22 protein-coding genes and 6 pseudogenes are annotated in these 25,468 nt (G+C 58.0%); 12 read left to right on the top strand and 16 right to left on the bottom strand.

Going from position 1 to position 25,468, the window contains the following annotated elements; all coding sequences use genetic code 11:
- Positions 1–28: 28 nt before the first annotated feature.
- Complete coding sequence (gene traA / locus IG197_RS31405) at positions 29–3,340, bottom strand: Ti-type conjugative transfer relaxase TraA (RefSeq protein WP_192320957.1); 3,312 nt, start codon at positions 3,338–3,340, stop codon at positions 29–31.
- A gap of 257 nt (positions 3,341–3,597) precedes the next feature.
- On the opposite strand from traA, the gene traC reads away from it, so the two are divergent.
- The 7 genes and pseudogenes from traC (at position 3,598) to IG197_RS31370 (ending at position 7,712) form a co-directional block, all read left to right on the top strand.
- Entirely contained in the window at positions 3,598–3,894 is a 297-nt protein-coding gene (gene traC, locus IG197_RS31400; RefSeq protein WP_192320971.1) for a conjugal transfer protein TraC, read from the top strand.
- Positions 3,895–3,898: 4 nt separating this feature from the next.
- Positions 3,899–4,114 (top strand): type IV conjugative transfer system coupling protein TraD, encoded by a 216-nt coding sequence (gene traD / locus IG197_RS31395; protein WP_192320956.1) that lies wholly within the window; start codon positions 3,899–3,901, stop codon positions 4,112–4,114.
- Positions 4,101–6,023 carry a Ti-type conjugative transfer system protein TraG gene (gene traG / locus IG197_RS31390; RefSeq protein ID WP_192320954.1) on the top strand — a complete coding sequence of 641 codons (1,923 nt, stop codon included), beginning with the start codon at positions 4,101–4,103 and terminating at the stop codon, positions 6,021–6,023. The genes traD and traG overlap by 14 nt, the downstream gene beginning before the upstream one ends.
- 144 nt (positions 6,024–6,167) lie before the next feature.
- Positions 6,168–6,449 (top strand): WGR domain-containing protein, encoded by a 282-nt coding sequence (locus IG197_RS31385; protein WP_192320952.1) that lies wholly within the window; start codon positions 6,168–6,170, stop codon positions 6,447–6,449.
- A 32-nt stretch (positions 6,450–6,481) separates the two neighbouring features.
- Positions 6,482–6,911: pseudogene (locus IG197_RS31380) on the top strand (transposase); the annotation flags it as partial.
- Between the two features lie 225 nt (positions 6,912–7,136).
- A complete protein-coding gene (locus IG197_RS31375; RefSeq protein WP_192320950.1) occupies positions 7,137–7,436 on the top strand; it encodes a hypothetical protein in 300 nt (99 codons plus the stop codon).
- Between the two features lie 156 nt (positions 7,437–7,592).
- The gene (locus tag IG197_RS31370; protein WP_192320948.1) at positions 7,593–7,712 is read left to right on the top strand and encodes a BA14K family protein; all 120 of its coding nucleotides are present in this window, start codon (positions 7,593–7,595) and stop codon (positions 7,710–7,712) included.
- Positions 7,713–7,794: 82 nt separating this feature from the next.
- Here IG197_RS31370 and IG197_RS31365 read toward each other — a convergent pair whose 3' ends face one another.
- Positions 7,795–7,995 (bottom strand): hypothetical protein, encoded by a 201-nt coding sequence (locus IG197_RS31365; RefSeq protein WP_192320946.1) that lies wholly within the window; start codon positions 7,993–7,995, stop codon positions 7,795–7,797.
- A 98-nt stretch (positions 7,996–8,093) separates the two neighbouring features.
- Here IG197_RS31365 and IG197_RS31360 point away from each other — a divergent pair.
- Positions 8,094–8,681: pseudogene (locus IG197_RS31360) on the top strand (DDE-type integrase/transposase/recombinase); the annotation flags it as partial.
- 229 nt (positions 8,682–8,910) lie between these two features.
- Here the strand turns inward: IG197_RS31360 and IG197_RS31355 are convergent.
- Positions 8,911–10,195 (bottom strand): annotated as a pseudogene (locus IG197_RS31355) (IS110 family transposase).
- A gap of 236 nt (positions 10,196–10,431) precedes the next feature.
- Here IG197_RS31355 and IG197_RS36390 point away from each other — a divergent pair.
- Positions 10,432–10,746: pseudogene (locus IG197_RS36390) on the top strand (integrase core domain-containing protein); the annotation flags it as partial.
- Positions 10,747–10,929: 183 nt separating this feature from the next.
- Here IG197_RS36390 and IG197_RS31345 read toward each other — a convergent pair.
- From IG197_RS31345 to IG197_RS31330, 4 genes are all read right to left on the bottom strand, one after another.
- On the bottom strand, positions 10,930–11,097 hold the full coding sequence (locus tag IG197_RS31345; RefSeq protein ID WP_192320940.1) for a hypothetical protein: 168 nt from the start codon (positions 11,095–11,097) through the stop codon (positions 10,930–10,932).
- Positions 11,098–11,219: 122 nt separating this feature from the next.
- Positions 11,220–11,792, bottom strand: a complete 573-nt coding sequence (gfa, locus tag IG197_RS31340) for an S-(hydroxymethyl)glutathione synthase (protein ID WP_192320938.1) — start codon at positions 11,790–11,792, stop codon at positions 11,220–11,222.
- Between the two features lie 55 nt (positions 11,793–11,847).
- Complete coding sequence (locus tag IG197_RS31335) at positions 11,848–12,975, bottom strand: S-(hydroxymethyl)glutathione dehydrogenase/class III alcohol dehydrogenase (RefSeq protein WP_192320936.1); 1,128 nt, start codon at positions 12,973–12,975, stop codon at positions 11,848–11,850.
- A 60-nt stretch (positions 12,976–13,035) separates the two neighbouring features.
- On the bottom strand, positions 13,036–14,628 hold the full coding sequence (locus IG197_RS31330; protein WP_192320934.1) for an isocitrate lyase: 1,593 nt from the start codon (positions 14,626–14,628) through the stop codon (positions 13,036–13,038).
- A gap of 124 nt (positions 14,629–14,752) precedes the next feature.
- On the opposite strand from IG197_RS31330, the gene IG197_RS31325 reads away from it, so the two are divergent.
- Positions 14,753–16,153, top strand: coding sequence for a short-chain fatty acyl-CoA regulator family protein (locus IG197_RS31325; protein ID WP_192320933.1), 1,401 nt, complete (start codon positions 14,753–14,755; stop codon positions 16,151–16,153).
- 99 nt (positions 16,154–16,252) lie between these two features.
- On the opposite strand, the pseudogene IG197_RS31320 reads toward IG197_RS31325, so the two are convergent.
- Positions 16,253–16,476: pseudogene (locus tag IG197_RS31320) on the bottom strand (2-oxoglutarate decarboxylase); the annotation flags it as partial.
- A gap of 1,238 nt (positions 16,477–17,714) precedes the next feature.
- On the opposite strand from IG197_RS31320, the pseudogene istB reads away from it, so the two are divergent.
- Positions 17,715–18,272: pseudogene (gene istB / locus IG197_RS31315) on the top strand (IS21-like element helper ATPase IstB); the annotation flags it as partial.
- A gap of 151 nt (positions 18,273–18,423) precedes the next feature.
- On the opposite strand, the gene IG197_RS31310 reads toward istB, so the two are convergent.
- Positions 18,424–18,813 (bottom strand): hypothetical protein, encoded by a 390-nt coding sequence (locus tag IG197_RS31310; RefSeq protein ID WP_192320931.1) that lies wholly within the window; start codon positions 18,811–18,813, stop codon positions 18,424–18,426.
- A gap of 412 nt (positions 18,814–19,225) precedes the next feature.
- Between IG197_RS31310 and IG197_RS31305 the strand changes: the two genes are divergently transcribed.
- Positions 19,226–19,405, top strand: coding sequence for a hypothetical protein (locus IG197_RS31305; RefSeq protein ID WP_192320929.1), 180 nt, complete (start codon positions 19,226–19,228; stop codon positions 19,403–19,405).
- 17 nt (positions 19,406–19,422) lie between these two features.
- Here IG197_RS31305 and IG197_RS31300 read toward each other — a convergent pair whose 3' ends face one another.
- The 7 genes from IG197_RS31300 to ureG all read right to left on the bottom strand — a co-directional run bounded on the left by IG197_RS31300 (position 19,423) and on the right by ureG (position 25,461).
- Complete coding sequence (locus tag IG197_RS31300; RefSeq protein WP_055980166.1) at positions 19,423–20,982, bottom strand: ABC transporter substrate-binding protein; 1,560 nt, start codon at positions 20,980–20,982, stop codon at positions 19,423–19,425.
- The gene (locus tag IG197_RS31295) at positions 20,979–21,599 is read right to left on the bottom strand and encodes an ANTAR domain-containing response regulator (protein WP_192320927.1); all 621 of its coding nucleotides are present in this window, start codon (positions 21,597–21,599) and stop codon (positions 20,979–20,981) included. Before IG197_RS31295 ends, IG197_RS31300 begins: the two co-directional genes overlap by 4 nt.
- Positions 21,589–22,785, bottom strand: a complete 1,197-nt coding sequence (locus IG197_RS31290; RefSeq protein ID WP_192320925.1) for a transporter substrate-binding domain-containing protein — start codon at positions 22,783–22,785, stop codon at positions 21,589–21,591. Before IG197_RS31290 ends, IG197_RS31295 begins: the two co-directional genes overlap by 11 nt.
- A gap of 15 nt (positions 22,786–22,800) precedes the next feature.
- Complete coding sequence (locus IG197_RS31285) at positions 22,801–23,508, bottom strand: urease accessory protein UreF (RefSeq protein ID WP_192320923.1); 708 nt, start codon at positions 23,506–23,508, stop codon at positions 22,801–22,803.
- Positions 23,501–23,995 (bottom strand): hypothetical protein, encoded by a 495-nt coding sequence (locus tag IG197_RS31280; RefSeq protein WP_055980179.1) that lies wholly within the window; start codon positions 23,993–23,995, stop codon positions 23,501–23,503. The genes IG197_RS31285 and IG197_RS31280 overlap by 8 nt, the downstream gene beginning before the upstream one ends.
- Positions 23,996–24,000: 5 nt before the next feature.
- Entirely contained in the window at positions 24,001–24,768 is a 768-nt protein-coding gene (locus tag IG197_RS31275; RefSeq protein WP_192320921.1) for an urease accessory protein UreD, read from the bottom strand.
- A 72-nt stretch (positions 24,769–24,840) separates the two neighbouring features.
- Positions 24,841–25,461 carry an urease accessory protein UreG gene (ureG, locus tag IG197_RS31270; RefSeq protein WP_192320919.1) on the bottom strand — a complete coding sequence of 207 codons (621 nt, stop codon included), beginning with the start codon at positions 25,459–25,461 and terminating at the stop codon, positions 24,841–24,843.
- Between the last annotated feature and the right edge of the window lie 7 nt (positions 25,462–25,468).

The following is a 25,468-nucleotide window of genomic DNA, read 5'->3' as shown; positions in this document are numbered from 1 at the left end:
AGCGAATTGGCTTCGACTGTCGTTTCAGTCATTTCAGGGAAAGCCCCTGGCTCTTTGTCTGACGCATCGCGTCCGCCTCTTTCAAAGCCAAAGTGGTGCGCTCATGCGTTGCGAGTTGCTGAACAACGCGCATCGTGCTCCAGGCACTTTGGATCTCGGCTTTTTGTGTATTGGTCATGCCAGCGGTCAGGCGTTTGAAGGTCTCACCGTCCGCGTCTCTCGCGGCCAGCGGCAAGAACGTCCGCTCACCAAACCGCTCCGAAATGGCCTTGGCAAATCCTTCAAGTTCCGCCTTCACCATTTTGTCCGAAAGGGCATATTCGAGGCCGGCCGGGAGGTCGTTGCGATCGATGGCATCGCGGACGCGCTCCAAGACAGTCTTCGCGCTGGCCGAAAGTGCCGGAATTTCGATGGAGACCTGTTTCCGCACGGCCATTTGCGCGGCGAGAGTGCGCTGCTCGGTCTCTGCTCGCTGACGAAGATAGTCGCGCAAACCATCGGCCAATGCCTCGACGTTTTTAAGGGCCCGATCGCGGTCCTGCTTGTCCACCTTGCTTGCGAACATGCCGCTTTTGCCCTTAAGCGCGCCGAAGCTTTCCGGCTCACCAGCGATCATTGCGATCGTCGATTGAGCGACGTTCTGCTCCTTGAGCATGGCATCGACGTTCATCGCCTTGAAGGCTGCTTCCGGCTGCGCATAGACATGACGGAAGCGCATCGACACCTCTTCCCATAACGTCTTCAGTACGGGATCGGCGACAAGCTTGTCCTCGACGGTCTGCTCGACTGTGTTGGGGAAGGTTGTGATGCCGGACACCATCGGCTTTACCTCCTTGGCTACGATGTGGGTGGACGTGGTTATCGCGCGCGGCGTCAAGCCGAGCTTGCGCGCGACTTCTGCTAGGCGATTGCCGAGTTCGGAGAGCTTTTGCGTTTGCCGAACCGTCCATGCGAGCCGATCGCCGACGAGCGTGCGGGCGACATTCATCAGATGCAGACCGCGGGCTTCGGCGAAACGAAGGGCAGCGCGATAGAAGGTGCTGGTCTCGTAGTCGAGCGTTGTCTCTTTGGAATTCCGGCGTGACAGGATCGGGATGAGACCGCCGGCCTTGGCGAAGGATCGACGCCCATAATAGAGCTTGAGATCCTCACGATGGCGGGTCATCGCGACATAGGTCAGATGGCGATCTAGCGACAAGGAAGCCAGCACCTTCACCTGGTCCACGGTCGCGCCCTGGCTTTTGTGGATCGTTGTGGCATAACCATGATCCACACTATTGTAGAAGTGTTGTTCAACCGCGACCTGGCGACGACGCTCACCATCACCAATCTCGGCCACGATCCGGCCGGAGGTGGCCTGAACGACCTTACCGAGCATGCCGTTCTTGACGCCGAGCGAGCCTTCGTTCTTCAGGAAGACGATCTGGTCACCGACGGCGAAGTTGCGATTGCCATCCGCAGTTTTGAATACGCATCCTTCATCTACAATCCCGCGCCCGATGAGCCTGACGCGCGCCAATTCGTTCAGCATGCGCACGTCACGGCGAAGATGCGCGAGGATCAGTGAGCTCTTCGCCGAATCGTAATCTCGGCTCCAATCGGAGATCAGGTTGCTGACGGCCTGCGCCTTAAGCTCGGAGCCCATTACCTTGCCATTGGCACCATAAACATCGGCCGCCTTGCCGACATTGCCTCGCGCCAGATCGAGCGAGGCGTCGCGCATCCACTGCTCGCGTTGACGATAGATGGTTTCAAGTTCGGCATAACCGATGCGATCGGCAATCGCCCGGAAGGCCGCACCCGCTTCGATCGGTGGAAGCTGTTCCGGGTCGCCGACAAGGACAAGTTTGGCGCCGGCCCTCGTTGCGGTTTCGATGACGTGCGCCATCTGGCGTGACGAGACCATGCCGGCTTCGTCGAGCACGAAGATCGTCTTATCGTCGAGTTGATTGCGTCCCTGGCTCCAGCGCAGCTCCCAGGCCGACAGCGTGCGCGAGGCGATATTGGCTTCCTTCTCCAAGCCATCCGCCGCTTTGCCGGCAAGTGCTGCTCCAACGACGCGATAGCCGGCCGCTTCCCAAGCCTCGCGCGCGGCCTTCATCATCGTCGTTTTGCCGGCGCCAGCGCGACCGATGACGGCTGCGATGCGTTCGCCGCCAGCGATGTGCTGGATCGCCGTCATCTGCTCCTGAGACAGGCGCGAGTGACGGGCAAAGGTCGCCTTCAGAACCGCGTCCTCAATGCCATGTGACGACCGATAAGACAGCCAGATGGCACGATGGGCCATCTCTGCTTCTAGCCGGATCAACGCGCGCGTCGTGTATTTCGCCGGCGTTCGTAGGCCGGTCGTAAAGTCGATCCGCTCGCGATCGAGCCGAAGCGTTTGCGGGCTTTGCAGGATCCGTGCCAGCAGGCTTTGGAACAGGCGCGCATCGTCGATATAGCGATGCAGGACCTTGGCCACATCGCGTTCGTCGAAGACGCTTTTCTCCCGTGTGATCAGATCAAGCACGATCTCCGGATTGCGCTGGATGCGGTGGGCATTCTCAGCCCTGCGTTCCTCCTGCAGTTCCAGCCGTTCGAGCGAAACGTCCTGGCTTGCCGTCGTCGATTGCCGCTCAATGGCCTTGGTGCCGACGCCAAGATGAATGGTTGGCGTCAGTGCGATGCCCTGCTTTTCGTAAGATCGGCCATCGACGCGGATGTCGAGGCCGGCACGTGCCAGATGGCTATTTTGGCAGGCAAACCAACCGTCACGCAAAACATTGAAGTCGTCGACGCTGCCTGCCCAAAGCTCATACACGATCTTGCCGGCGGCGTTGCGGATCGGATCGCCGTCTGGGTCCAGAAGAGCGACCTTCTTGGCGCCGAAGCCTTCCTCAGTCAGCGGCCGCAGTGTCGTCATCAGATGCACATGCGGATTGCCAGCAGTGTCGTGGAACACCCAGTCCGCAACCATGCTTTTGGCCGTGATATGTCGCTTAACAAACTCTTGGACCAGCGCGATGTTCTGCGCCGCCGTCAGTTCTATCGGCAGGGCAATGGTCAGATCCTTGGCAAGCTGGGCGTCAGTGCGCCTCTCGAAACTCTCGACCTTGTTCCAGAAGGCTTCGGACGCGCCCGAGACCGAGCGGTCGGCGATCATACTCCTGAGCCATTCCGGCGCATCGGGTGGGACAACAAACTCCTCGTGCAACAGGCCCTGTTTTCGGGTGTAGTCGATCGTTCGGGCTTCCCGCTCGTAATCCATCTTGGCGCAATGCCGGTAAGCTGCCGACAGCACCGCGCTGCGGCCGGCGCCGCGGGCAACAATGCTGACAGAGAAATGCGGGACAGCCACGACGACACCAAGCTCCTGAAGAGGAACGAATTCAAAAAAGTTCGTCAGGAGCGGCGGCCCCGCCAGGACGCTCTAAGCAAGTCGTCGCGTCAGCGACGTATAATTGCGCCCTTGGACCCGCTCCTTCGGAACGGCGGGATCGTCTTGCAAAGCGTCGGTTCCGCCGACTGCAGAATAAACGGGAGTGCGCGTCGCACCCTCCCGGTCGATCTTTGTCTGGCGCTTCGCTCACTCCAGACAAGGAAGGGTCTTCCGGAATGAAAAAGCCCTCATCGAAGATCAGGGAAGAAATCGCCCGCCTGCAGGACCAGCTAAGACAGGCGGAAACGCGCGAGGCCGAGCGCATCGGCCGGATCGCGCTGAAGGCTGGTCTTGGCGAAATCGAGATCGACGAGACAGCGTTACAACTAGCCTTCGAGGACATGGCGAAACGGTTTTGCGGAAGGGGCGCCGGATCGAACGGAAAGGCGAGGGGAGGGGCTGGCAGCAAAGCCCCTGCATCGACCGCGCCGATCGCAGCTGGTGCGACTGAGCGCAACGATAGCGAGGCTTGAGCGGATGCAACGCACCATGACAACTCAGGCGCGCAAAAAGGATACGCGCGACAAGATTGAGCTCGGGGGCCTGATCGTCAAGGCAGGCCTTCGATACGAGAAACGCGCACTGCTGCTCGGCGCGCTGATCGACCTCAACCGCCGTCTGAAATCCGACGACAATGAGCGAGCGCGACTAACCGTTATCGGTGCGGAGGCCTTTGGCAATGAGCGCAACTAGGATCGTCGTTGCGATCACGCCCGTTGTCTTGATGGTTGGCGCGACAATCCTCACCACCGGGATGGGGCAGGGGCTTTCAGACTTCGGGAAGAGCGACGCTGCCAAGCTCATGCTCGGTCAGATAGGTCTCGCTTTGCCTTATCTTCTGGCGGCGGTAACAGGCATCATCTTTCTGTTCGCTGCTGCCGGCTCGGTTAACATCCGCTCCGTCGGATGGGGTGTCGTTGCTGGGAGCGGCACCACGATCTTAATCGCGGGCTTACGTGAAACGACACGACTGGCGTCTTTCGCTGGACAGGTGCCCGCAGGTAAATCCATCTTCGCCTATCTCGACCCTGCGACGATGATCGGCGCCGCCGCGCTATTGATGGTCGGATGTTTCGCGCTGCGTGTCGCGCTGATCGGCAATGCCGCCTTCGCGCGTACCGAGCCCAAGCGCATTCGCGGCAAGCGCGCCATGCACGGAGAGGCAGATTGGATGAAACTGGTCGAAGCAGAAAAGCTGTTTCCAGCAGCGGGCGGCATCGTCATTGGCGAACGCTATCGCGTCGACCGCGATAGCGTCGCCGCACATTCGTTCCGCGCCGATCGCTCGGAAACCTGGGGCGCCGGTGGCAAGTCGCCGCTCCTTTGCTTCGATGGCGCGTTCGGATCCTCGCACGGAATTGTCTTTGCCGGTTCCGGCGGCTTCAAGACAACGTCGGTGACGATCCCAACAGCGCTCAAATGGGGTGGGACGCTGATCGTCCTAGATCCCTCAAATGAAGTCGCGCCAATGGTCTCCAAACACCGCGAAGATGTGGGCCGACGCATCAGGATCCTCGATCCCAAACATCCGCAAACAGGCTTCAACGCGTTGGACTGGATCGGCAAATTTGGCGGGACCAAGGAAGAAGATATCGCCGCTGTCGCGTCCTGGATCATGAGCGACAGCGGACGGGCAAGCGGTGTGCGCGACGACTTCTTCCGGGCTTCAGGCCTGCAACTGCTGACCGCGATGATCGCCGATGTGTGCTTGTCCGGGCATACGGACATAGACCACCAGACGCTTCGCCAGGTTCGCGCCAATCTATCAGAACCAGAGCCGAAACTCCGCCAGCGCCTGCAGGACATCTACGACAATTCGGGATCGGACTTTGTGAAAGAGAATGTCGCGGCCTTCGTCAACATGACGCCGGAAACTTTCTCAGGTGTTTATGCCAACGCGATCAAGGAAACGCATTGGCTGTCCTATCCGAACTATGCCGCCCTCGTATCGAGCTCGACCTTTTCGACGGAGGATATCGCCTCTGGCAAGACAGACGTGTTCATCAACGTCGACCTCAAGACGCTTGAAACGCATGCTGGGCTTGCGCGGGTCATCATTGGTTCGTTCTTGAACGCCATCTACAATCGCGATGGGGCCGTGAACGGCCGCGCTCTCTTCCTCCTCGATGAGGTGGCGCGTCTTGGCTACATCAAGATTTTGGAAACCGCCAGGGACGCGGGCCGCAAGTACGGCATTACGTTGACGATGATCTATCAGTCGATCGGTCAGCTCCGCGAGACCTATGGCGGTCGCGATGCGTCGAGCAAGTGGTTTGAAAGTGCAAGCTGGATTTCGTTTGCCGCCATCAACGATCCCGAAACCGCCGATTACATCTCGAAGCGCTGCGGCATGGCTACGGTCGAAATCGATCAGGTCAGCCGTACGTCCCAAGCAAACGGATCGTCACGCACGCGCTCGAGCCAGCTTGCTGCCCGGCCGCTGATCCAGCCGCACGAAGTACTTCTGATGCGCGCCGACGAGCAGATCGTCTTCACCGCTGGCAACGCGCCGTTGAGATGTGGCCGCGCGGTCTGGTTTCGGCGGAAGGACATGAGGTCGGTCGTCGGGACGAACCGGTACCACCGGGAACGGAAGACCTGACCTCGTTGTAAATCCAAAAAGGCGTAGTGAGGCCGCGAGCGACGACAGCTATGCGCTGCATAGTTCACGAAAATGAATCGATAAGCACCGATTGATTCAAAGGTCTCGTTGGACGCCGAAACCCGGTTAGGCGACTCTGCTCGTATGGTCGCCCAACCCTACCATCTTTACATCGAACGCGACGATTCCTCAAAGAACATGGCGCGTTTCTACGCCATGTCGATCGAGCCGACTTTATTCGGGGACGCGTGCCTTGTCCGGCGGTGGGGCCGGATCGGATCGTGCGGCCAGGCTAAGAGGCACCACTTCGATCGTGAACATGATGCGGTGGTGCTGTTTCTGGACCTGCTGCGGCAAAAGCGAAGACGCGGCTATCGCCCAAAGACCGCGGAAGATCGAGCATTCACCAGCAACCAATCAAAATGACGCCGGTTGCCAGCTAACTGCAACCGCGTGCTCGGCGCGGCACCAAAGGTCGACTGACATGCCACTTTGCAGCTCGCCGTGTCCGCGTTGCGGACGGCCATAAGCACCATATGCTCGATAATCGTATGCAGTGCATGCCGGGCGACGAGGTCTGGCTCGTCGGCGAACGCCACGGTCGACTGGCGAGCAAAAATACTATGTGTCGAACCTGCCGGTCGATACGAGCCTCAAGATGCTCGCCGCCACGATCAAAGCGAGATGGATCTGTGAGCAGGCGCATCAGCAGCTCAAGGAGGAACTCGGCCTCGACCATTTCGAAGGCAGGTCCTGGACCGGGGTACACCGACATGCCCTGATGACGATGATCGCCTACGCCTTCCTCCAATCCCGCCGCGTCAAAGCAGCGGGACGGAAAAAAAGAGTCGGGGGACCACCGCCGCAACCGAGCATGCCGGCTATTAGACAAGCCATCCTCGACCTCATCGCACGACCGCCGCCTAGATGAGGCCTCGCAGGCAAAGTGTTACTTATTGGCAGAGCGCGTCAGGGCGGGGTTGGGGGGGGGCGCACACTCTACATCGCAACCATATCAAAACGCTTTTCATCAGCAACAGCTAATATCTATTTACGTCTACATTAGCGTGAGGGCACACGGGGACAATAATCGATACCGACGGTCTCGCCGGCATGTCAAAGGATACTGCCCGTGAACGGATCGCCGCGGCACTCGACAAGGTGCTCCTACATGGCGTCGGCCTGGTGCTCGTCATGTTCGCCAGTGGTCTGATTGCTGCTGCGTTTTTCACAACTGAGCCTGAACGGCAATTGTCATTAGCCGCCAACGCAACTGAGGTATGGACTGACAAGCCCGTGAAGGTGACCCTGCAGAGGAAGAGTTCGAGCGAGTCCCAGCCCGGCCTGTCCGGCAATTGCTCGCCAAAATCCCTCGACACGCGCCGCGGCCATCGTCACTGCAGATGTCGCTGATACAGCGGCAGCTTTCCCGTCCGTGCAGGCCAGCGACCAACCAAAGACGACGGGGGCCGAGACTATTGAGGCCCATGTCGAGTGGTGTTCGTGCTGATACCCTTCTTATCGCCGCGACGACAACAGCTACACTCCCTATAGTGCGGGACGAGGTGAATGCGCCTCGCCATACAGGCCTACCTTAGTGCGGATCATGAGTATTGCTTCGGCCAGTATCGGTCATATCGACTGGAAGACAACACCGACCAACCTTACAATGGCGGCCCTCGTAGGTAATGCCACTGAACGACAGGGTGATACGGCTGCCTGTCAACGGCACCGTCGACTGATCACTTCACCTACCAGCCAGCGGCGGCCGTCAATCTGTGAAGGAAGTGCCCTCGTCGTTCCCAGCTGACCAGTCGCCGATGGGGATGACAAAGATCGGGATTACTCGATAGATCTTGCCCCATCGTTTTGCTGTTGCAGCGGCTTGGATCTCACTTGCGTGAATGTTGGTGAGCGCAATCTTGCCAGTGTCATCGACAACCGCCCATGCCTTAACCGGCTCCGTCTCCATCACCTGCATTTCCTGTGTCGCGGCATAGTGCGTTGAGCTAGATGTTCAGTCCCACGGTGTGATGGTATCAATACTGCCATCATCGACAAGGAAACACTATGGGACAGATACTTCACGGCAGCGCCACGACCACTCACGCGGTCCGAGCTGCAATACAGTGATCGAAAGCTTCGATCCAAGTGCTGAGCGAGCGCCACGGGGTGAACCCCAAGACGGTGATGAAGTGGCAGCAGCGCGATTATGTTCACGACACGCCGATGGGGCCGAAAGATGTTCGATCGACGGTGCTTTCGAAGGAAGAGGAAGCGCTCAGCGTTGCCTTCCGCAGGCATACGCTGCTATCGCTCGATGATTGCCTCTATGCTCTCCAGGCGACAATCCCGCATCTGACCCGATCAAGCCTGCACCGGCTGTTCCAGCGCCACGATATCAGCCGTCTGCCCGCCATGGAGGGCACCAAGGCTCGCCAGAAGTTCAAAGCCTATCCTATCGGCTACTTCCATATAGACATCGCCGAAGTCTGGACCGAGGAGGGCAAGCTCTACATGTTCGTTGCCATCGATCGGGTGAGCAAGTTCGCTTTCGCCGAGCTGCATGAACGCGCCACTAGACGGGTCGCCGCCGACTTCCTGCGCAGGCTGATCGAACTGGTCCCCTACAAAATCCACACCGTGCTCACAGACAACGTCCTAAGAGCGGAAGGAAATGGGGCTGAGGGTCAAAGTCTCTCTGTTCGTCAGCATGCTCTCGCCGCATGACGCTGGTCAAGTTGCGTGGTCGAACCAGGCGGCTTCCACCGGCAAGGGAAAAGGTCTCGTCCATAGCAAACAAAGGGTACGCGTGATGGCGGCCCTCACCGTCCTCAACACGAGCTTCTGATCCAGGTGGAAGACCCGAACATTATCTACAGGGTCATCAAACTGATGCCCTCACGGCCCTAGCTGACAGAGGTCCTTCCACCTGGCACCCGCCCCTCGACGAAGGGCCGGTAATCGGAACCGCCTTTGACGACGGCGTGTACGACGCGCGCCATCTTGGCGGTTATAGCGGTCATCGCCTTGCGGCGCAGATCGGGATTGTCGCGATCTCTTGCAATGTAGCGTTCGAACTTGTGCCGGAAGCCGTTCTCACGCTGACGGATGGCGACCTGCCCGGCGATCCATAGAGTTCGGCGCAGCCGAGCATTGCCGAACTTCGAAAGGCGGGTCTGGCCTCGATATTGGCCTGACTGCTGTGTCGAGAGATCCAAGCCGCAGAATTTGAGAAACTGGCGATGATGGTGGAAGCGGCGAAGGTCTCCGGCTTCGGCGATGATCGTCAGTGCATTAATCGGCCCGATGCCTGGGATCTGCCGCAGGAGCTGGTAATCCTGGCTGTGCCGCAGCAGTTCGTCGGCCTGTGCTTCGATCTCGTTACGTTGACGGATCAGACTGCGCGCTTCGGCAATGACCATGCGGAACATACGAATGGCAGGGGCATCAAGCGGCAACGGCAGTCCGATCGATGTGCGTGCCGTCTCGTAAATATCCATGAGAATCTGTGTCTTGCTGACCTTGCGGCCGACGACATCCCAGGCTGCTTTAACGAACTCCTCCTTCGTCAGGGCCGTGATGCTTGCCGGCGTCGGAAAGGCATCGAGGAAAGCGAAGAACCAATCGCTGCGGCTGTTTCCTCTGAAGCGATCGATCTCGGGGAAATACAGCGGCAGGTAATGCGTCAGGATGCGGTGCTGGATCTCGGTCTTGGCCCTGGCGATCGCCTCATGCGTCTTCGACAGTTCCTGCACGTCGTTGATTCCGGCGCGCAGCGGATCGTGATAGCGCTGCGTCGCTTGGATCCTGAGCATGTGCAGGATCACCTGCGCATCCTTGGGATCGTTCTTGTCCCAGCTGTTGTGCAAGGCCTCCCGGGTTCGGGCGAGCGCCAGTGACGACACCAGCCGGACCTCGAAGCCTGCCTCAGCCAGCCGCCATGCGATAGGGCGATGATAATTGCCCGTCGCTTCGAAGCCACAGACCACCGGTCGATCGTACGCCTGCAGAATCTCGATCAGCCGGTCATGCTCTGCGCGGGTGTTGAGAACCGGCAGCCGGCGACGGCGTTTATGGCCGGGGGCTTCGATCAAGACTTCATTGCGCACCTTGGCGATATCGATCGCTACCAACACCGCATCGGCGGGTATAACATTTGGGCTGGTCATGGTCGGTCTCTCCGGAATGGGTTGTGAACATTCACATTCTAGAGATCCTTCGACTGGCCATGGCCACCTCGACCGGTGCGCGCCTGCAGCGAAAAGCTGCGTGCACCGATGTCTCGGTTGCCTCTCATCATTCCTTCCGTAGGTGCTACGGCATTCACTTCACGGTGCCCGGCGGCGGCAGTTGGAGCGTCCCCGAGATCAAAGCAATGATCGAGCGCAAGGAAATCTTCCGAGCTCATTCTTTCGACTTGGCCTGCGCCGAGAATGACATCGATCACCGAATGACCAAGCCCAACCACCCGTGGACGAATGGTCAGGTCGAGAGGATGAACCGCACCATCAAGGATGCAACGGTGCGGCGCCACTACTACGAGAGCCATAATCGGCTCAAAGACCACCTGGCGACGTTCCTCGGCGCCTACAACTTCGCAAAACGCTTGAAGAGCCTCAGCGGTCTCACCCCCTTCGAGCATTTCTGCAAAATCTGGACAGAACAGCCGCAAAGGTTCAGGCTAAACCCGATCCATCACATGGCGGGACCGAACAGCTAGGTAGAACCTCGATCGAAAACCCATTGAGATTCCAGAAATATCGGCACGCTCTGTAGGCTCGGTGACCGACTTCCGTTCGAACAAGCTTCGAATGATCTTCATGTGTCTGGCCCCTAAGCCGCAGCAGGTGTTTGATCAAAGGCTTTCAGGGCCTCGTTGTAGAGAAGATCGAGCGCCTGTTCCTTAAATCCGGCCATAGGTGGCAGAGGTCAGCATCTGGAAGTTGCGCGGTCGCGGCAAATCCACATCGATTACGGTCCTCACAACTGTCGGCTTGTAACTAAGAACGACCAGCCGATCCGCCAGGAAGATCGCTTCGTCAATTTCCGACGTAACGAACAGGGTCGTCATGCGATGCTCATCGAAGAAACTATACCACGATTGGTTTTGCCACAGGGTCCACCACGAAAAGTAGACAGTCGCGATGGACCCATAGACAGCCGCAACGTTTCAAGCAAATGCGATCGCTAAGGTCATTTCGTGAGTGCACCCGCCTTCTTCGCCGTCCAGGTCGCGATGTAGTCCATCAGTGCTGGCGACAGGCAGTCATAGGGCTCAAGCCCGAGTTCCTTCAGGCGGCCCCGCACGCCGTCCATTTCGGAGGGGTCGACTCCCGCCTCAATGATCGACGAGACGAAGGCGGCGAAGCCCGGTTCGGCCCAGCCCGCTTCCTGGAAGCGCTCGGGATGGATGAAGTCGAGGCCCTTGAAGGCGTGGTCGCGCTCGACCGGACCGTACATGTGCACGCCGCAGGCCTTGCAGGCATGGCGCTGGATCAGTGCCGAAGCATCGACGACAGCAAGCTTGTCGCCGTTCTCCAGCACAGTCACGTTTTCATGCGCGGTGACAGCGACGATCGAGAACTTGGCACCTTCCGGTTTCCAGCACTTGGTGCAGCCACAGGCATGGTTGTGGGCGACCTGGCCCTTGATCGCCACTTTGATCGGTTTGTCGGCGCAGGCGCAGACGAGCGTGCCGCCGGTGAAGCTTGAGCTGCCGGGTTTGACCCCGCCGTCGACTGCCGGATGTATCGAAACTGAAGCCATGTTCTTTTCCTCCTGTTGGTGACGATTCGAGACACGCGCCCCTCACAAAGGGGCGCTAGTAAACGACGACGCTGCGGATGCTTTCGCCTGCATGCATCAGGTCGAAGCCCTTGTTGATGTCTTCGAGCTTGAGCGTATGGGTGATCATCGGGTCGATCAGGATCTTGCCCTCCATGTACCAGTCGACGATCTTCGGCACATCGGTGCGGCCACGCGCGCCGCCAAAGGCAGTGCCCTTCCAGGTCCGGCCGGTGACCAGCTGGAACGGCCGCGTCGCGATCTCCTGGCCGGCACCGGCGACACCGATGACGATGCTCTCGCCCCAGCCGCGATGCGACGCTTCCAGTGCCTGGCGCATCACCTTGACGTTGCCGGTGCAGTCGAAGGTGTAGTCGGCACCGCCGATCTGGTCGGCACCACGCTTGGTCATGTTGACCAGATAAGGAACGATGTCGCCCTCGACCTCCTTCGGGTTGACGAAATGCGTCATGCCGAACTTTTCGCCCCAGGCCTTGCGCTCATTGTTGATGTCGACGCCGATGATCATGTCGGCACCGGCAAGGCGCAGCCCCTGCAGCACGTTGAGGCCGATGCCGCCGAGACCAAAGACGATCGCCGTCGAACCGATCTCGACTTTTGCCGTGTTGATGACCGCCCCGATGCCTGTCGTCACGCCGCAGCCGATGTAGCAGATCTTGTCGAAAGGCGCGTCCGGGTTGACCTTGGCGAGCGCGATCTCGGGCAGCACGGTGAAGTTCGAGAAGGTCGAGCAGCCCATGTAATGGAAGATCTTGTCCTTGCCGATCGAGAACCGGCTGGAGCCATCAGGCATGACGCCTTGCCCCTGCGTCGCGCGGATCGCAGTGCACAGATTGGTCTTGCGGCTGAGGCAGGACGGGCACGAACGGCATTCCGGCGTGTAGAGCGGGATGACGTGGTCGCCCTTCTTGAGCGAGGTCACACCCTTGCCGACATCGATGACGACACCGGCACCCTCATGGCCGAGAATGGCCGGGAAGATGCCTTCGGGATCGGCACCCGACAAAGTGAACTCGTCGGTGTGGCAGATGCCGGTCGCCTTGATCTCGACAAGCACCTCGCCCTCGCGCGGCCCCTCGAGGTCGACCTCCATGATCTCGAGCGGCTTTCCAGCTCCTACGGCGACGGCGGCGCGGGTTTTCATGGATATACTCCGATTATTGTAGTAAAATTATCAGGTTTTGGTAGTTGTAGCTCCAAGATGTTATGAGGCGAATTGATTCATTGTGTTGTGGATGCCGCCTGCCTTGACCGCTGTGTCACCAGCGAAATATTCCTTATGGTCATCGCCAAGGTCGGAGCCGGCCATATTCTGGTGCCTGACGCAGGCAATGGCTTGGCGAATTTCCTGACGCTGGACGTTGGCTACGTATCCTAACATTGCCTGCTCGCCGAAGTATTCTTTGGCGAGATTGTCAGTCGACAATGCCGCAGTGTGATAAGTTGGCAAGGTGATGAGATGATGGAAGATGCCCGCGCGCGCTGCTGAATCGCGCTGGAAGGTTCGGATTTTCTCATCAGCTTCTTGACCAAGTTCCGAACTGTCATATTCCGCGCTCATCAACATCGCGCGGTCATAGCCGGTCAGGTCTTTGCCGGAGGAAAGCCATGCATCAAAGACCTGCTGTCTGAAATTAAGCGTCCAGTTGAAAGACGGCGAGTTGTTATAGACCAATTTCGCATTGGGGATGACTTGGCGGATGCGGTCGACCATGCCGGCGATCTGATCGATATGTGGCTTCTCGGTCTCGATCCAAAGCAGATCTGCACCGTTTTGCAGCGCGTTGACGCAGTCCAGAACGCACCTGTCCTCGCCAGTGCCTTCACGGAACTGGAAGAGGTTCGACCGCAGCCGTTTTGGCCGGAGGACCTTCGAGCCCCGCTTAATGAGGACATCCCCGTTTGAGAAATCGCCTTCCGCAACCTCTTCGCAATCGAGGAAGGAATTGTAGACGTCACCGTCGTCGCCTTCAGCGGCGCTGAATGCGATCTGCTTGGTCAGGCCTGCACCGAGCGAGTCAGTGCGCGCAACAATGATCCCGTCATTGACCCCAAGCTCAAGAAATGCGTAGCGACAAGCGCGGATCTTGGCAACGAAATCCTCGTGCGGAACTGTGACCTTGCCGTCCTGATGCCCGCATTGCTTTTCATCTGATACCTGGTTTTCGATCTGAAGGGCGCACGCACCGGCCTCAATCATCTTCTTGGCCAGAAGGTACGTGGCTTCAGCGTTACCGAAACCGGCATCGATGTCGGCGATTATGGGAACGACATGGGTTTGATAGTTGTCTATCGCATTAAGCGATTGCTGCTCGAGGGAGACGTCTCCACTCTCTCTGGCCCGGTCCGCTTCGCGGAACATCATGCCAAGTTCACGAGCATCAGCTTGGCGCAGAAAAGTGTAAAGCTCGGCGATTAGTGAGGGAACGCTGGTTTTTTCGTGCATGGACTGATCCGGCAGTGGCCCAAACTCCGAGCGGAGCGCTGCAACCATCCAGCCAGACAAATATATATAGCGACGCTCTGTTGTTCCAAAATGCTTCTTGATAGAGATGACCTTTTGCTGACCGATGAAGCCGTGCCAGCAACCGAGAGATTGAGTATACTTGCTAGCGTCCTGATCGTAGGCAGCCATGTCATTACGTATGATTTTTGCTGTGTACTTGGCGATGTCGACGCCGGTGCGAAATCTATTCTGCAGTCGCATCCGAGCTACCGCCTCGGCGGATATGCCCGTCCAGTTTTTGTTGGCGTTAATTGTATTGCTCGCTTCGTCAGTGATAGCGCGGTATGACATTGTCTCTCCAGGTCCGAAAGCGGATTTCATCGCCCAGCTAGCCTCACGAGCCGAGCATGGCCAGACCCCGCAGTGTCACGTTGTAAAACTTTACAAGCCATTGGTGTAATGCTGTAATGATGTAATGGAGAGAAATGGTGTTTACCTTGGTCCGCGGCTGCGGCGCCTTCGCAAGGACCTCGGCCTGACACAGGCGACCATGGCCGCCGACATCGGCATTTCTCCCTCTTACATTGCGTTGATGGAGAGAAATCAGCGCCCGGTGACAGCCGAGGTGCTGATCCGTTTGGCAAGGGCCTACTCGATCGATGTTTCGAGTTTGACGGAAGACAACGGGGCAGGTCTGATAAGTCGGCTACAAGCCGCAATGAGGGATCCGATATTCGCCGATATCGAGGTTTCACCGATTGAACTGGGGGATGTTCTCAGCAACTTTCCAGGTTTCACCGAGGCGATGCTTCGTCTGTATATTGCCTACAAGAGCGATCAGTTTGCCTTGGCTGACCAGCAACAGCTCGCCGTCAGTCCTGCAATGGCAGACGTTGCCCTCGATCCGGTCGCCTCTGTTCGAGCATTTCTGGCTGCGCGGCGGAACTGCTTCCCTGAACTGGATGCGGCTGCAGAAACCACGGCATCGCACATCAACAATGCGGGCGGACTGATAGCTTTTCTCAAACAGCGTCACGGGCTCAACGTCAGACGGTTGCCCCAGGACGTAATGATGGGCTCGGTTAGAAGGCTTGACCGTCATCGGAGAGAGATCCTGCTGGATGATTGTCTTGACCTCGCGAGTCAGAATTTCCAATTGGCCCAGCAGCTTGCCTATCTGGAAGTCGACGGCGAAATTCGGAAAACTGTCGAAGCGGGTAATCTGTCCTCTGAGAACGCCCGCCACTTGGCCCATCGGGCTTTGGCTGGGTATTTTGCAGCTGCAGTGCTTATGCCCTATGCGCAGTTCGCAAATTCTGCCGAAGGCAAGCGATATGATGTGGAGGCAATTGCGCGTCAGTTTAACACAAGCTTCGAGCAAACTTCGCATCGCCTTACCACGCTGCAAAGGACGGGCCAGGAGTGTGTTCCCTTCTTCTTCATCCGTGTGGACGGCGCGGGCAATGTTTCTAAGAGACTGGACAGCGCTAACTTCCCCTTTGCGCGGCATGGGGGGGGATGCCCGTTGTGGAGTTTACATCAGGTATTCACTTCGCCGAGGGTCGTAGTCACGCAGTGGCTGGAACTGCCAGATGGTCAAAGATTCTTCTCGATTGCTCGTACCGTTAGTTCGGGAAGAGGGGCATATCCGACAGCACGCGTAACTCGTGCCGTTGCATTGGTCTGCGAGGCGCACCACGCCGAGCGGATGATTTACAATGATCGAAATAGTCCCCCCCACTTCACCCCGATAGGCATCTCCTGTCGACTCTGCCACAGATCCACCTGCACGTCCCGATCAGCACCACCGATTAGCCGCAGCATATTGGCTGATGACTACAGGCGCACTGAAGCCCCATTCGGCTTCTCCGATTGATAGGTCGATTGGTGAAGCGAAGTCGAAGGATCGATCCCCACCACCCCCACAAGACCAAGTATAAAACCTACGGGGCGCCAGAAAGGAGCGTCGAGTGGTATAGCCAACGCGGTTGGCGCTGCGGAGAAGCATCTGCAGCAAGTTGGGTACTGGCTGACGCACCTTGTCGAGCCGTTCCCAAGGGTCTTCGGTCAGGAAGCGCATCGCAACGTCGAAGTTGCCCCCCAGCATCCGAGCGACAAGAGCTGTGGCAGCGCGTGGGCATAGGTCCCCGCGATCTTGGCGATGTCGTGGGTGCGCACGCGCGTCGCAAGCGGCGACTGTGGCATCGAGCTTCTTGATAGGGTTACGTTCAAAGCCAGGGACTGTCGCAACAATGAGCCACTGTGTCTGGCTGTCAGTCGTCTCTGCGAAGAAATTGCCAGCAAAGGGAAGGCCTTCGAACGGCCGACCGAGGATTCTATGTCGCCGCCAAAGACAAGCGGCGCCTGCGCTTGCCGCTTTTCGTACATCGCAGCGGCCAGCTCTTCTAAATCGTCACCTTCGTAGCGCCCGGACACGATGCAGGTCAGCAAGGGCTCAGTGGAGCCGATCACCCGACCATCGACCCTGCGGACGCCAATGATAGCAACGGGGCCGATCAGGCAGCAGCGAAACGCCTACCGTGAACCTGCGAAACGCCTACCGTGAATCTGTGTCGCAATAATGCACAGGGCCTGTTTTCCTCTGAAAGTACGAGACCGAAAGACTGGAATCCTTACGGTACCAATGACCTCGACGATAAATTCAAGAAAGTTGGCTCTTGATACCCCACGCGGACACAGTCGAAGATGTGCGACTTGCCGTCCCAGGCATCAGCTGAATCCCGCAGAGTTCGCTCGATCACGGATGGGGATTGCGTAGCATGATTCCCATGGAGACGAGGATCATGGCCTGTGAGATATCGATGCGCTGTTCGTACCGCCACCAGGCGTCGCTCCCGGATCATCCATCCGAACGTCCGTTCGACGGCCCAGCGAGCCGCGGCCAGAACCCTAAAGCCTTTCAGGCCCTTGGAGCGGGACGATCACAACGATGAAGTCGAGATCGCAGGTCTCATCTATATGCTTGAGCCCGTGATAGGCCACATGCGCAAACGGAATCCCTAAAATCCGATTATCCAAACAGCTTCTAAGCTACGGGATGGCCGTAGCAAGGGGAGCCGGCGGCCGCCATTCAACGAACACGCGATCGTAAACGGCGGCGCGCGCGAATCAGCATCGCAGGAAGGCGGCGGCGTTGCTTGGGAGGTTGAGGTCGTGCCGGTCACGCGATCAGGGTCCCCGTAGGCCACGAAGAGCGAGCAATCGAACATAGCGCTGCGGATTCCGGGAATTAACCGGACGGGATTCCGATCAAAATCCGGACAGCGTTCCGATCTGAAGCCGGGCAGCATTCCAATCAATTGCCGGACGGTTTTTCCGTCGTAACGATGCCTTTGGGTCAGCAACCTTGGCATGAACCTCCTCGGTATTCACGAGGGGAATTTCATGCCGTCAAAGAGAAGGCTGACCATGCGACACATACGACAGAGATCGAAAATATCGACTTCCGCGCCGCCCGCGGCCTCGACCGCAATCTCTTCATGAAGCTGGCCGGTTGCGACTGGATCCGGCAGCGCCACAGCCTGCTGTTGATCGGTCCGGCCGGCGTCGGAAAGAGCTGGCTTGCCTGCGCGCTGGGACACAAGGCATGCCGCGAGGACCTCTCCGTTGCCTACCATCGCCTCCCCAGGCTCTTTGCCACACTTGCCTTGGCGCGCGGCGACGGTCGCTACCCGAAGGTCCTCAAGGCGCTGGCCAGAACCGACCTGCTTATCCTCGACGACTGGGGCCCGGAGAAGCTCAACGACGAGCAGCGTCGCGATCTCTTGGAAATCATCGAGGACCGATACGAGAAGCGATCCACCATCGTTACCAGCCAGGTGCCCGTCGATCACTGGTACGACATGATCGGCAATCCAACCATTGCCGATGCCATCCTCGACCGGCTCGTACACAACGCCTATCGCATCGAACTCAGCGGCGAGAGCATGCGAAAACAGAAAGCCCTGATCACCGACCAAACAACCCTGGCTTGACCGCGAAACGCGGTTCAGGTCAAAAACACATACGACCCAGGGGCACACCAACTGTCCGGCTTCAGATTGGAATAGCCGTCCGGCATCACCGGAATACGCAATAGCGCGATCACCGATATTGCCATCCACGCCAGCAGTTTGGCTTAGGTCGCTATTCGCCGTACCGGCGCTCCAGCGCGTCGGCAATTCGCTCGCAAAGCAATTCTGAGGTCACGACCGTGAGGTGGAGACGAAGACGAACTCCGTGTGTATCAACTAGGGTAGTGACAATACCGCGGTCAGAGTACTCGGCGAGGTCGAGAACATCGTTGATGATAAAGTCTGGTCTTTCGCGAAGGCTCTTTGGGCGCACCGGGTTCGCCTCCCAAATTGGTGGCTTTCCAGGCATGCCGAGCCGAACACGCTGGAATTCGGCGTAACTCTCTGCAACGGCTTGAGTGTCGAATAAATGCCGAGTTACTTTGCCATTTTCGACGACCTGGACAATCCATTGGCTGTCGACAGTTTTCAGTCGCACGTCATTCGGTTCTCCGGCAACCATCTCCGTCATCCGTTTCAGCAATCAACATGACATTCAAATCCATCTTCTGACAGCACGTCGTCGCTACACGACGGCAATCCTTCGAGTCAGTCAGATTCGACGGTCTAGATAACGCCGGTGACCATGGCGACGCATGCAACAGCAACAAGGGCCCTGCACCAGGGTTTCGCCACGCGGAGCGGGGCGAAGAAGCCAACCAGCGCCATGGCTGCGGCAACCATGGCCCTAAAGCCAAGCGCGACTGCGGTTCCGCGTATAGATCGACAGGCCGATGCTAAGCTCGACAAAGGGTTACCGGGGTGCCCGCGAAACCGACGGCGCCGCCAAAGGCCATACCGAAACGAGGTAGCGGCACCAGTGCCCGCCCGTCCAACTGGGCGGCGAACAGACCGACCATGACCCTGGCGAGCATATGGTCGACCCCGCCGCGAGCACGGCCATATCGGTCAATGCGGTAATCGGAGTTCTTTTCATCTTTATTCTCCTTGCATTCGCGTTGTCGTCTTTGATCATGACCGTCGCCTCTTCTTTCGGCGTGGTGTCGGCGGCCGGAGAGCGCAAACAGGCGTTCGACAAGGGCTCGCGCCGTTGAGGGATTAACTGGTTCGATTAAATGTCTGAATCCGTCCATACGTTCTTGAACGAATGCCAATTCTGCCGTGGGTTCCGGAAGCCCTTGACCCGCGGATGATAGCAGACTGAACCGCGCCGCAAAGTCAGCATCGGGAGGACTGGCAGTTCATTCATGATCAATGAATGCGCATCCCGATACAGTCGGCAACGTTGCTTGTCGTTTGTGGTTTGTCGTGCTTCGTCCAGCAGCCGATCTACATCTGGATTGGAGTAATATCCCGCATTAAAGCCCCGTGGCGAGCTGTTCATAGAATGCAACACCTGCTGTAACCACATATCACATGACATTCCCCAGCTCATCTGTGACATACCTGCGCCCTCCGGCAAACCAGATCGCCACTCGTTGCAGTAGGAAACCCAGTCTTCTGTCCGGACGATCTCGGCTCGCAGCCCGACCGCCTCGAGATTTTCCGCCAGATGCTCGCAGATCCGGACGGGCACGAGCTGACCGGATCCGGCGTTGGCCGTCACAATGCGCAATCGCCACTCCGTAGGGACGCCGGCTTCCGTCAACAGCTGCCGAGCACGATTGGGATCGTATTGGTAGGGGAAACTGTACTCCTCGTCGAAGGCCGGTGAAGCTGGCGGCAGCATTCCAGACGCGACAGCTGTGTGTCCGCGGAAAATGTCGTGGCTTAGCCTGTCGCGGTCGACCGCATGCGCGATCGCATGACGCACTCGGATGTCGCTCAGGACCGGATCCCGCATGTTGAAAATGAAATACCAGACATAAGGCGCCTGGCCTTCGAGGACGACGAAGCCGCGCCGCACCAATTCGTCGAGATCGCTCCCCTCAAGGCCATAGGCGAGATCCGCTTCACCATCTACCAACGCCCGATAGCGATCTTCAAGGTTTGGATACGGCTTGAACTCAATGGCCTTGAGTTTGGCGCGCCCACCCCAGTAATCCTCGTTCCGACGTAGCCGAACGCCACTGCCAAATGGCGTCGAAAAGCGACTGTCGAAACGAAATGGACCTGTGCCCGGTGCGTGGTCCGCGATGCCTGAACTACCAAGCTTTGTCAGGGCCTCTGGGCTGATGAAGACATGAGCGCCCGGTGCATCCTCCTGCGTCATGTAGCGGAGGAACTCGGGAAAGGGCTCCTTCAGGGTGAGCAGGATCGCCAGCGGCCCTACCACCTCCACAGACTTGAGCGTTTCGAGACCGATCCGGTTGTAATCCGCTGCTAAAGGCGAATATTGCGGCGCATCAGGTTTCCACATTCGCTCTATATTAAACCGCACGGCCTCCGCATCGAACCGAGTTCCATCATGAAACCTCACATCCTCTCGCAATCGAAACAGATACTGAAGTCCGTCGTCGGAGATATCAACCGAAGTGGCAAGCGCGGGTACAAGCCGCGTCGGACTGGCTACTTCATCCTCCAGATCGTCCTCATATAGGCTCTCGAATATCTGCTGGACAACTCTACCTGTATTCCAACCTCCAAACGAGGCCGGCGGATCGATCGCATCTACCTCCCAGTCAAGGGCGACGCGAAGTACAGAGTCGTTGGCGCGTTGAGATGTAATCATAATGCTTCCTTCGGGTTAATTTGAAAATTTGGATCGCTCAACTCGGACCCGCAGGCCAAAACCTGGTCGGCGATTTTGGTCATCGATGCGCGGCCTTCAAGAGACCAGCGCCGGATGCATTGATACGCATTTTCCTCGCTGATCGATCGCTCCGCGGCGAGATGCCGGACCGCGTTGTTCACGACCCGACGCGACCGCAAGGTCTCTTCCAGCTTCGCGATCTTACTGTTCTGCCGCTGTTCGAACCGGGAACGGGAACTAGCAATCGCCAACGTTGACAATATACCGAAAGCGCGGATGGGTTTGCCGATGATGGCCTGCACGTCCGCTTCAAGAAGTTCGCGGACGATCGTGGGGCTCTCATATTCGACGATGCCAATGAGGGTCCCATCGCGACCTCCCGTCAGCGCGCTCATATCGAGCGATGGGTGGCCGCCGAAGATGCAGAAGACGACATCGGCATGAGCCGGCCAACGATCAGGAGCTGGCCACAAGGTGTCGACTTGGCATCCGATCCGCTTCAAATGTCGGACAAGTTCATCACAGGCCGAATCCGGCGGATGGATCACACACGCCCGAAGTTTTCGCAATTCCCGGATCAACGCCTCACCGGACATTGTCCATTTCCTCCTGTCCGTGATCCCGGTCGATGCGGCCGAGGCCCACATAGTTCACAAGGTAAGGGTCCGGTTTCATCGATTTCTTGAATTCGGCTACGACCTCAAATTTCCGCCCAGCTACCGTCTTGCCAATTCTCGGCCAGAGATAAGTATGGCTGTTGTCCGGATCCACCATGACAACGCCTTGGGGAGCGGAGACCTCGAGACCCAGTACCTGCGCGCGAAGCCATTCCGGGTCTAGCGTCCCAGCTCGTTCCAGCGCCCGAGCAAAGAGTAGCACGGTAAAATATGCAGCCTCCGCACATGCATCGGCCGGGCGCTTGGCACCAAAACGTTGGTGATAATTGGCGACAAAACTGTTATTTCGCGGCGATTGGACCGTTTCAAAGTAAGGCGCGGAGACGATATGGCCCGGCCGGGGCTCGAACCACATTTCCTGAAGGTGCGCCTCGTTAGTCGTAAGAGAGGCGATCGGCATAACGGCTGGATCGAGTTTCTCGACCGCGTAGGCATCGTAAAGTGCTGCTATTCCCGGCCCCACCACCGTCGAGAAGATTACATCGGCACCGAGCAATCGCGCTTCCTTGATCGCATCCAGAAAGGCATCCCTTTGAGCGCCGAACGGCAGATAATATTCGCCGACGATGTTGCCGCCGATTTCAGAAAGAAGATCGCGCATGATCCTGTTGGATTCGCGCGGGAAGAGATAGTCCGTGCCGACGCACATCAGCTTTCGTCCGTAGCGTGGGAATAGATATTCAGCGAGCGGAAGGTGCAGCTGGTTCGGAGCGGGGCCGGTGTAGATGACGTTCGAGGAATATTCGAACCCCTCGTAGCCGATCGAGTACCATAGCAAGCCTCCGCGATGCTCGACGACCGGAACCACCGCCTTTCGGCTGTAGGACGCCGAACAGCCGAATATGTTAGTCACGCCGCGGTCCATTAAAAGCGAACTGGCGAGCTGGGTGTAGCGCTGCGGATCGGACGCCGGATCAAGGATCAAGGGAGAAATCGGCTTACCCAGCACGCCGCCTGCGTCATTTATCTCCGAAATTGCGAGCAAGGTCCCTTGCAGCTGGGAAATCTCTGCAATTGCCGTGATTCCGCTTCTCGAGTATAGCACACCCACCGGCCATGTACCCTCCGAACGATAGGACTCATGCAGTGCGCCAATGCCGGACATCCTCGTGCCTTCCTGCTATGTTGCAAACAGACGCAGTGGATTACGTTGAAGCTGCAGCATCGCAATTTCCAATTCGAGCGTGGTCGAACTCATGTCGTCCAGATCCAAGGCCAGGGCCTTTTCTGCAGCCTGAACAATGATCGGGACACATTGGCAGAGATGAACCTGCGCTTCGGCCGATCCCATCCGGCCGAGCCGTACGGCTGCCGAAAAGAGACCGCTTGCCGTGCCGCGCAACTCCGCCAGGAGCGTGTTCTCAATGCCCATTCCCCGGGAGGCCGACACCGCTGCTGCCACGACGGCGAGATTTCCGGCCTCGCGCAGTTGCACTTCATGGCAGAATGAACCCAGCACTTGGTGCGGCCAGACCTGAAGGGCAAGTTTCGCCAGCTGGCGACCACACGAGGTCGATGCGTTCCGGGCCGGAACCGACAACTTTGTGGCCAGAAGACGCTCATCTACATAATGCAATTGGTCGAGATCGCCGACCGAAAACATCCGATGTGCGTGAGCGGCAGCAACGGCGTCGCAGCGACCCGCGCCGTGGAGCAGGACCGCTTTCACGACTTCCGCGATTTGAGCTGAATTCTTAGGAAGCTCCTCTAGAATGCCTTCCAATCCGCTGGAGTGAACATAACGCCCGATCGGCAGCGAACTATCAGCCAACTGAAGGGCCATTAGAAAACTCGCGTCTATCGCCCTTCCCGCCAACGTTTCATTCATGAGCGTGCTCCGTTTTAAAAAGGGGACGGGAGGCGCCCAGCCGGACGTAGTCGAAACGCAACGACAGTTCGCCAAGTTTGAGATCTCGAACCGTCTTCGTCATGAGGTCCTCACTCGACAGCATCGGCACGTGGATGGAGCAGGCGTTCACCTCGACCGGTACATGCTGGTTGCCGAATGCGTGGCCGATGAGCGCAGCCTGCCGAATAATATCCGGAACCGAGTTGGTTTGGCTGAGGTCGACAACGAGGGCGAGTTCCTCCGGCCTGCACACGACCACCGTGTGTTCTTCGTTGTTAAATAGAACCGCGCCGTGAAAAAGGTACTGGCTATGCTGCATCGATACCGCAAAATCGAGACCGCGCTTTGTGCGCTGCCGAAGCCGCCGCTTGCCGGCCTCAGTCCAAGAAATGTCGATAAAATCCAATGTGGCGGCGCTGTGAACCACGTCGTCCAAGGCGCCAACTATTCCATTCGAGACAAGCATGGGACCTATTTCCTCCTAGACGGCGCTGGCGCCCCAATCATCTGCATTCGAATCCGTGACCATGCGTCGTCGATGAGCCGCGTCGTTGTTGATGACGACAGGGCGAGCACGCGCACGATGATGCCGACAGCCCCGGGCAGGGCCCCTACACCCAATCGAAAATCTTCGCCCGTCATGTCGAGGGACGAAGCAGCATCGTAAACGCCCTTTGCGTTGCCGCCTGGAACGAGTGCCAGCAGCGTTCCCGAATAGAGAAAAGTGCCGAGAACGCCTCTCATATTGATCGGAATCGTCGTCGGCTCCATGAGCATGCGCTCTGTGAAGAGCGTGCTTCCGTCGACGCTAATCCGAGTTGCAAGTTTGAGGCGGGTGAAAGCGAAAATCTCGCCGCGGGCCAACCGGCCCGGCGCGATGATTTCACTCGCAATGAGCATGGACCCCCGATCGATATCTATCGTCGTCTCTTGGTCGTAGGAGGATTGCGCCTGCGGTATGATCTGGTCCGGCAGGTATTCAATGTACGACCCCTGCTTTGCCTCCAAATGCACCTTTTGATACGCTGATCCGTCGAGCATCCGGTGCAGCTTTGTCGCAGACGTGCTCGTGACATGAAGTTTTCCGCCGTTCCGCGCAACAATCCGCAGTTCCAGCTTGTCACCGCTAAACACTGCACCCGAGGGATTCAGTACATAGACGAAAGCCATGCCAGGCTGACTTTCGTCCAGAAAAAGGGGGGTGGTGAAATGCAAGGGAAACCTTTGAACCCGCTGCATGAGGTGTGTTTTCCCCAGGCAGTCAGCCGCAAACTCCAGGTTAAGAAGGCCAGACGAGTGCGTCATACTTGGTCACTTTTCCGCACAGCTGAACAAGGCATCCCTTTTTATGGTCGCAAAGACCTCTGCTGCACCCTCCGGCGAACGCAAATTCGTGTAAATGGTAGCCTTTTGAGGGCGGTTGACCAGAACGTCGTGACGGATACGGTCCAGGTCAGCGCCCACATGCGGAGCGAGGTCAATCTTGTTGACAACGAGAAGATCAGCTTGAAGCATTCCAAGTCCCCGTTTGCGGGGGATGTCATCACCGGCGGCGCAGTCAATCACGAAGATCCAATAGTCAACGAGTTCCGAGGAGAATGTCGCCGCCAAATTATCTCCACCGCTCTCAATCAGGATGAGATCGAGCGGATTGTCGCGCTCCAGCGCGTCAGCAGCCTGTATGTTCACCGAAGGATCCTCGCGGATCGCGGTATGAGGGCACGCTCCGGTTTCTACGCCGATGACCAGAGTCTCTTCTATGAGGCCGCTCGCCTTGACCCGGATGGCGTCCTCCAGAGTCACGAGATCATTGGTGATAACCGCGGGTTTCAATCCCGCCTCATGGATAAGAGGCAGGAGGCGCTCAATTAATCTCGTCTTACCGGAGCCCACCGGACCACCGATGCCGATACGAATGGCCTTAGCGGACATGAAATTC

The organism is Aminobacter sp. SR38 (assembly GCF_014843375.1).
GTDB classification, from domain to species: Bacteria; Pseudomonadota; Alphaproteobacteria; order Rhizobiales; family Rhizobiaceae; genus Aminobacter; species Aminobacter ciceronei.
This window is presented reverse-complemented; position numbering and strand designations above follow the sequence as displayed.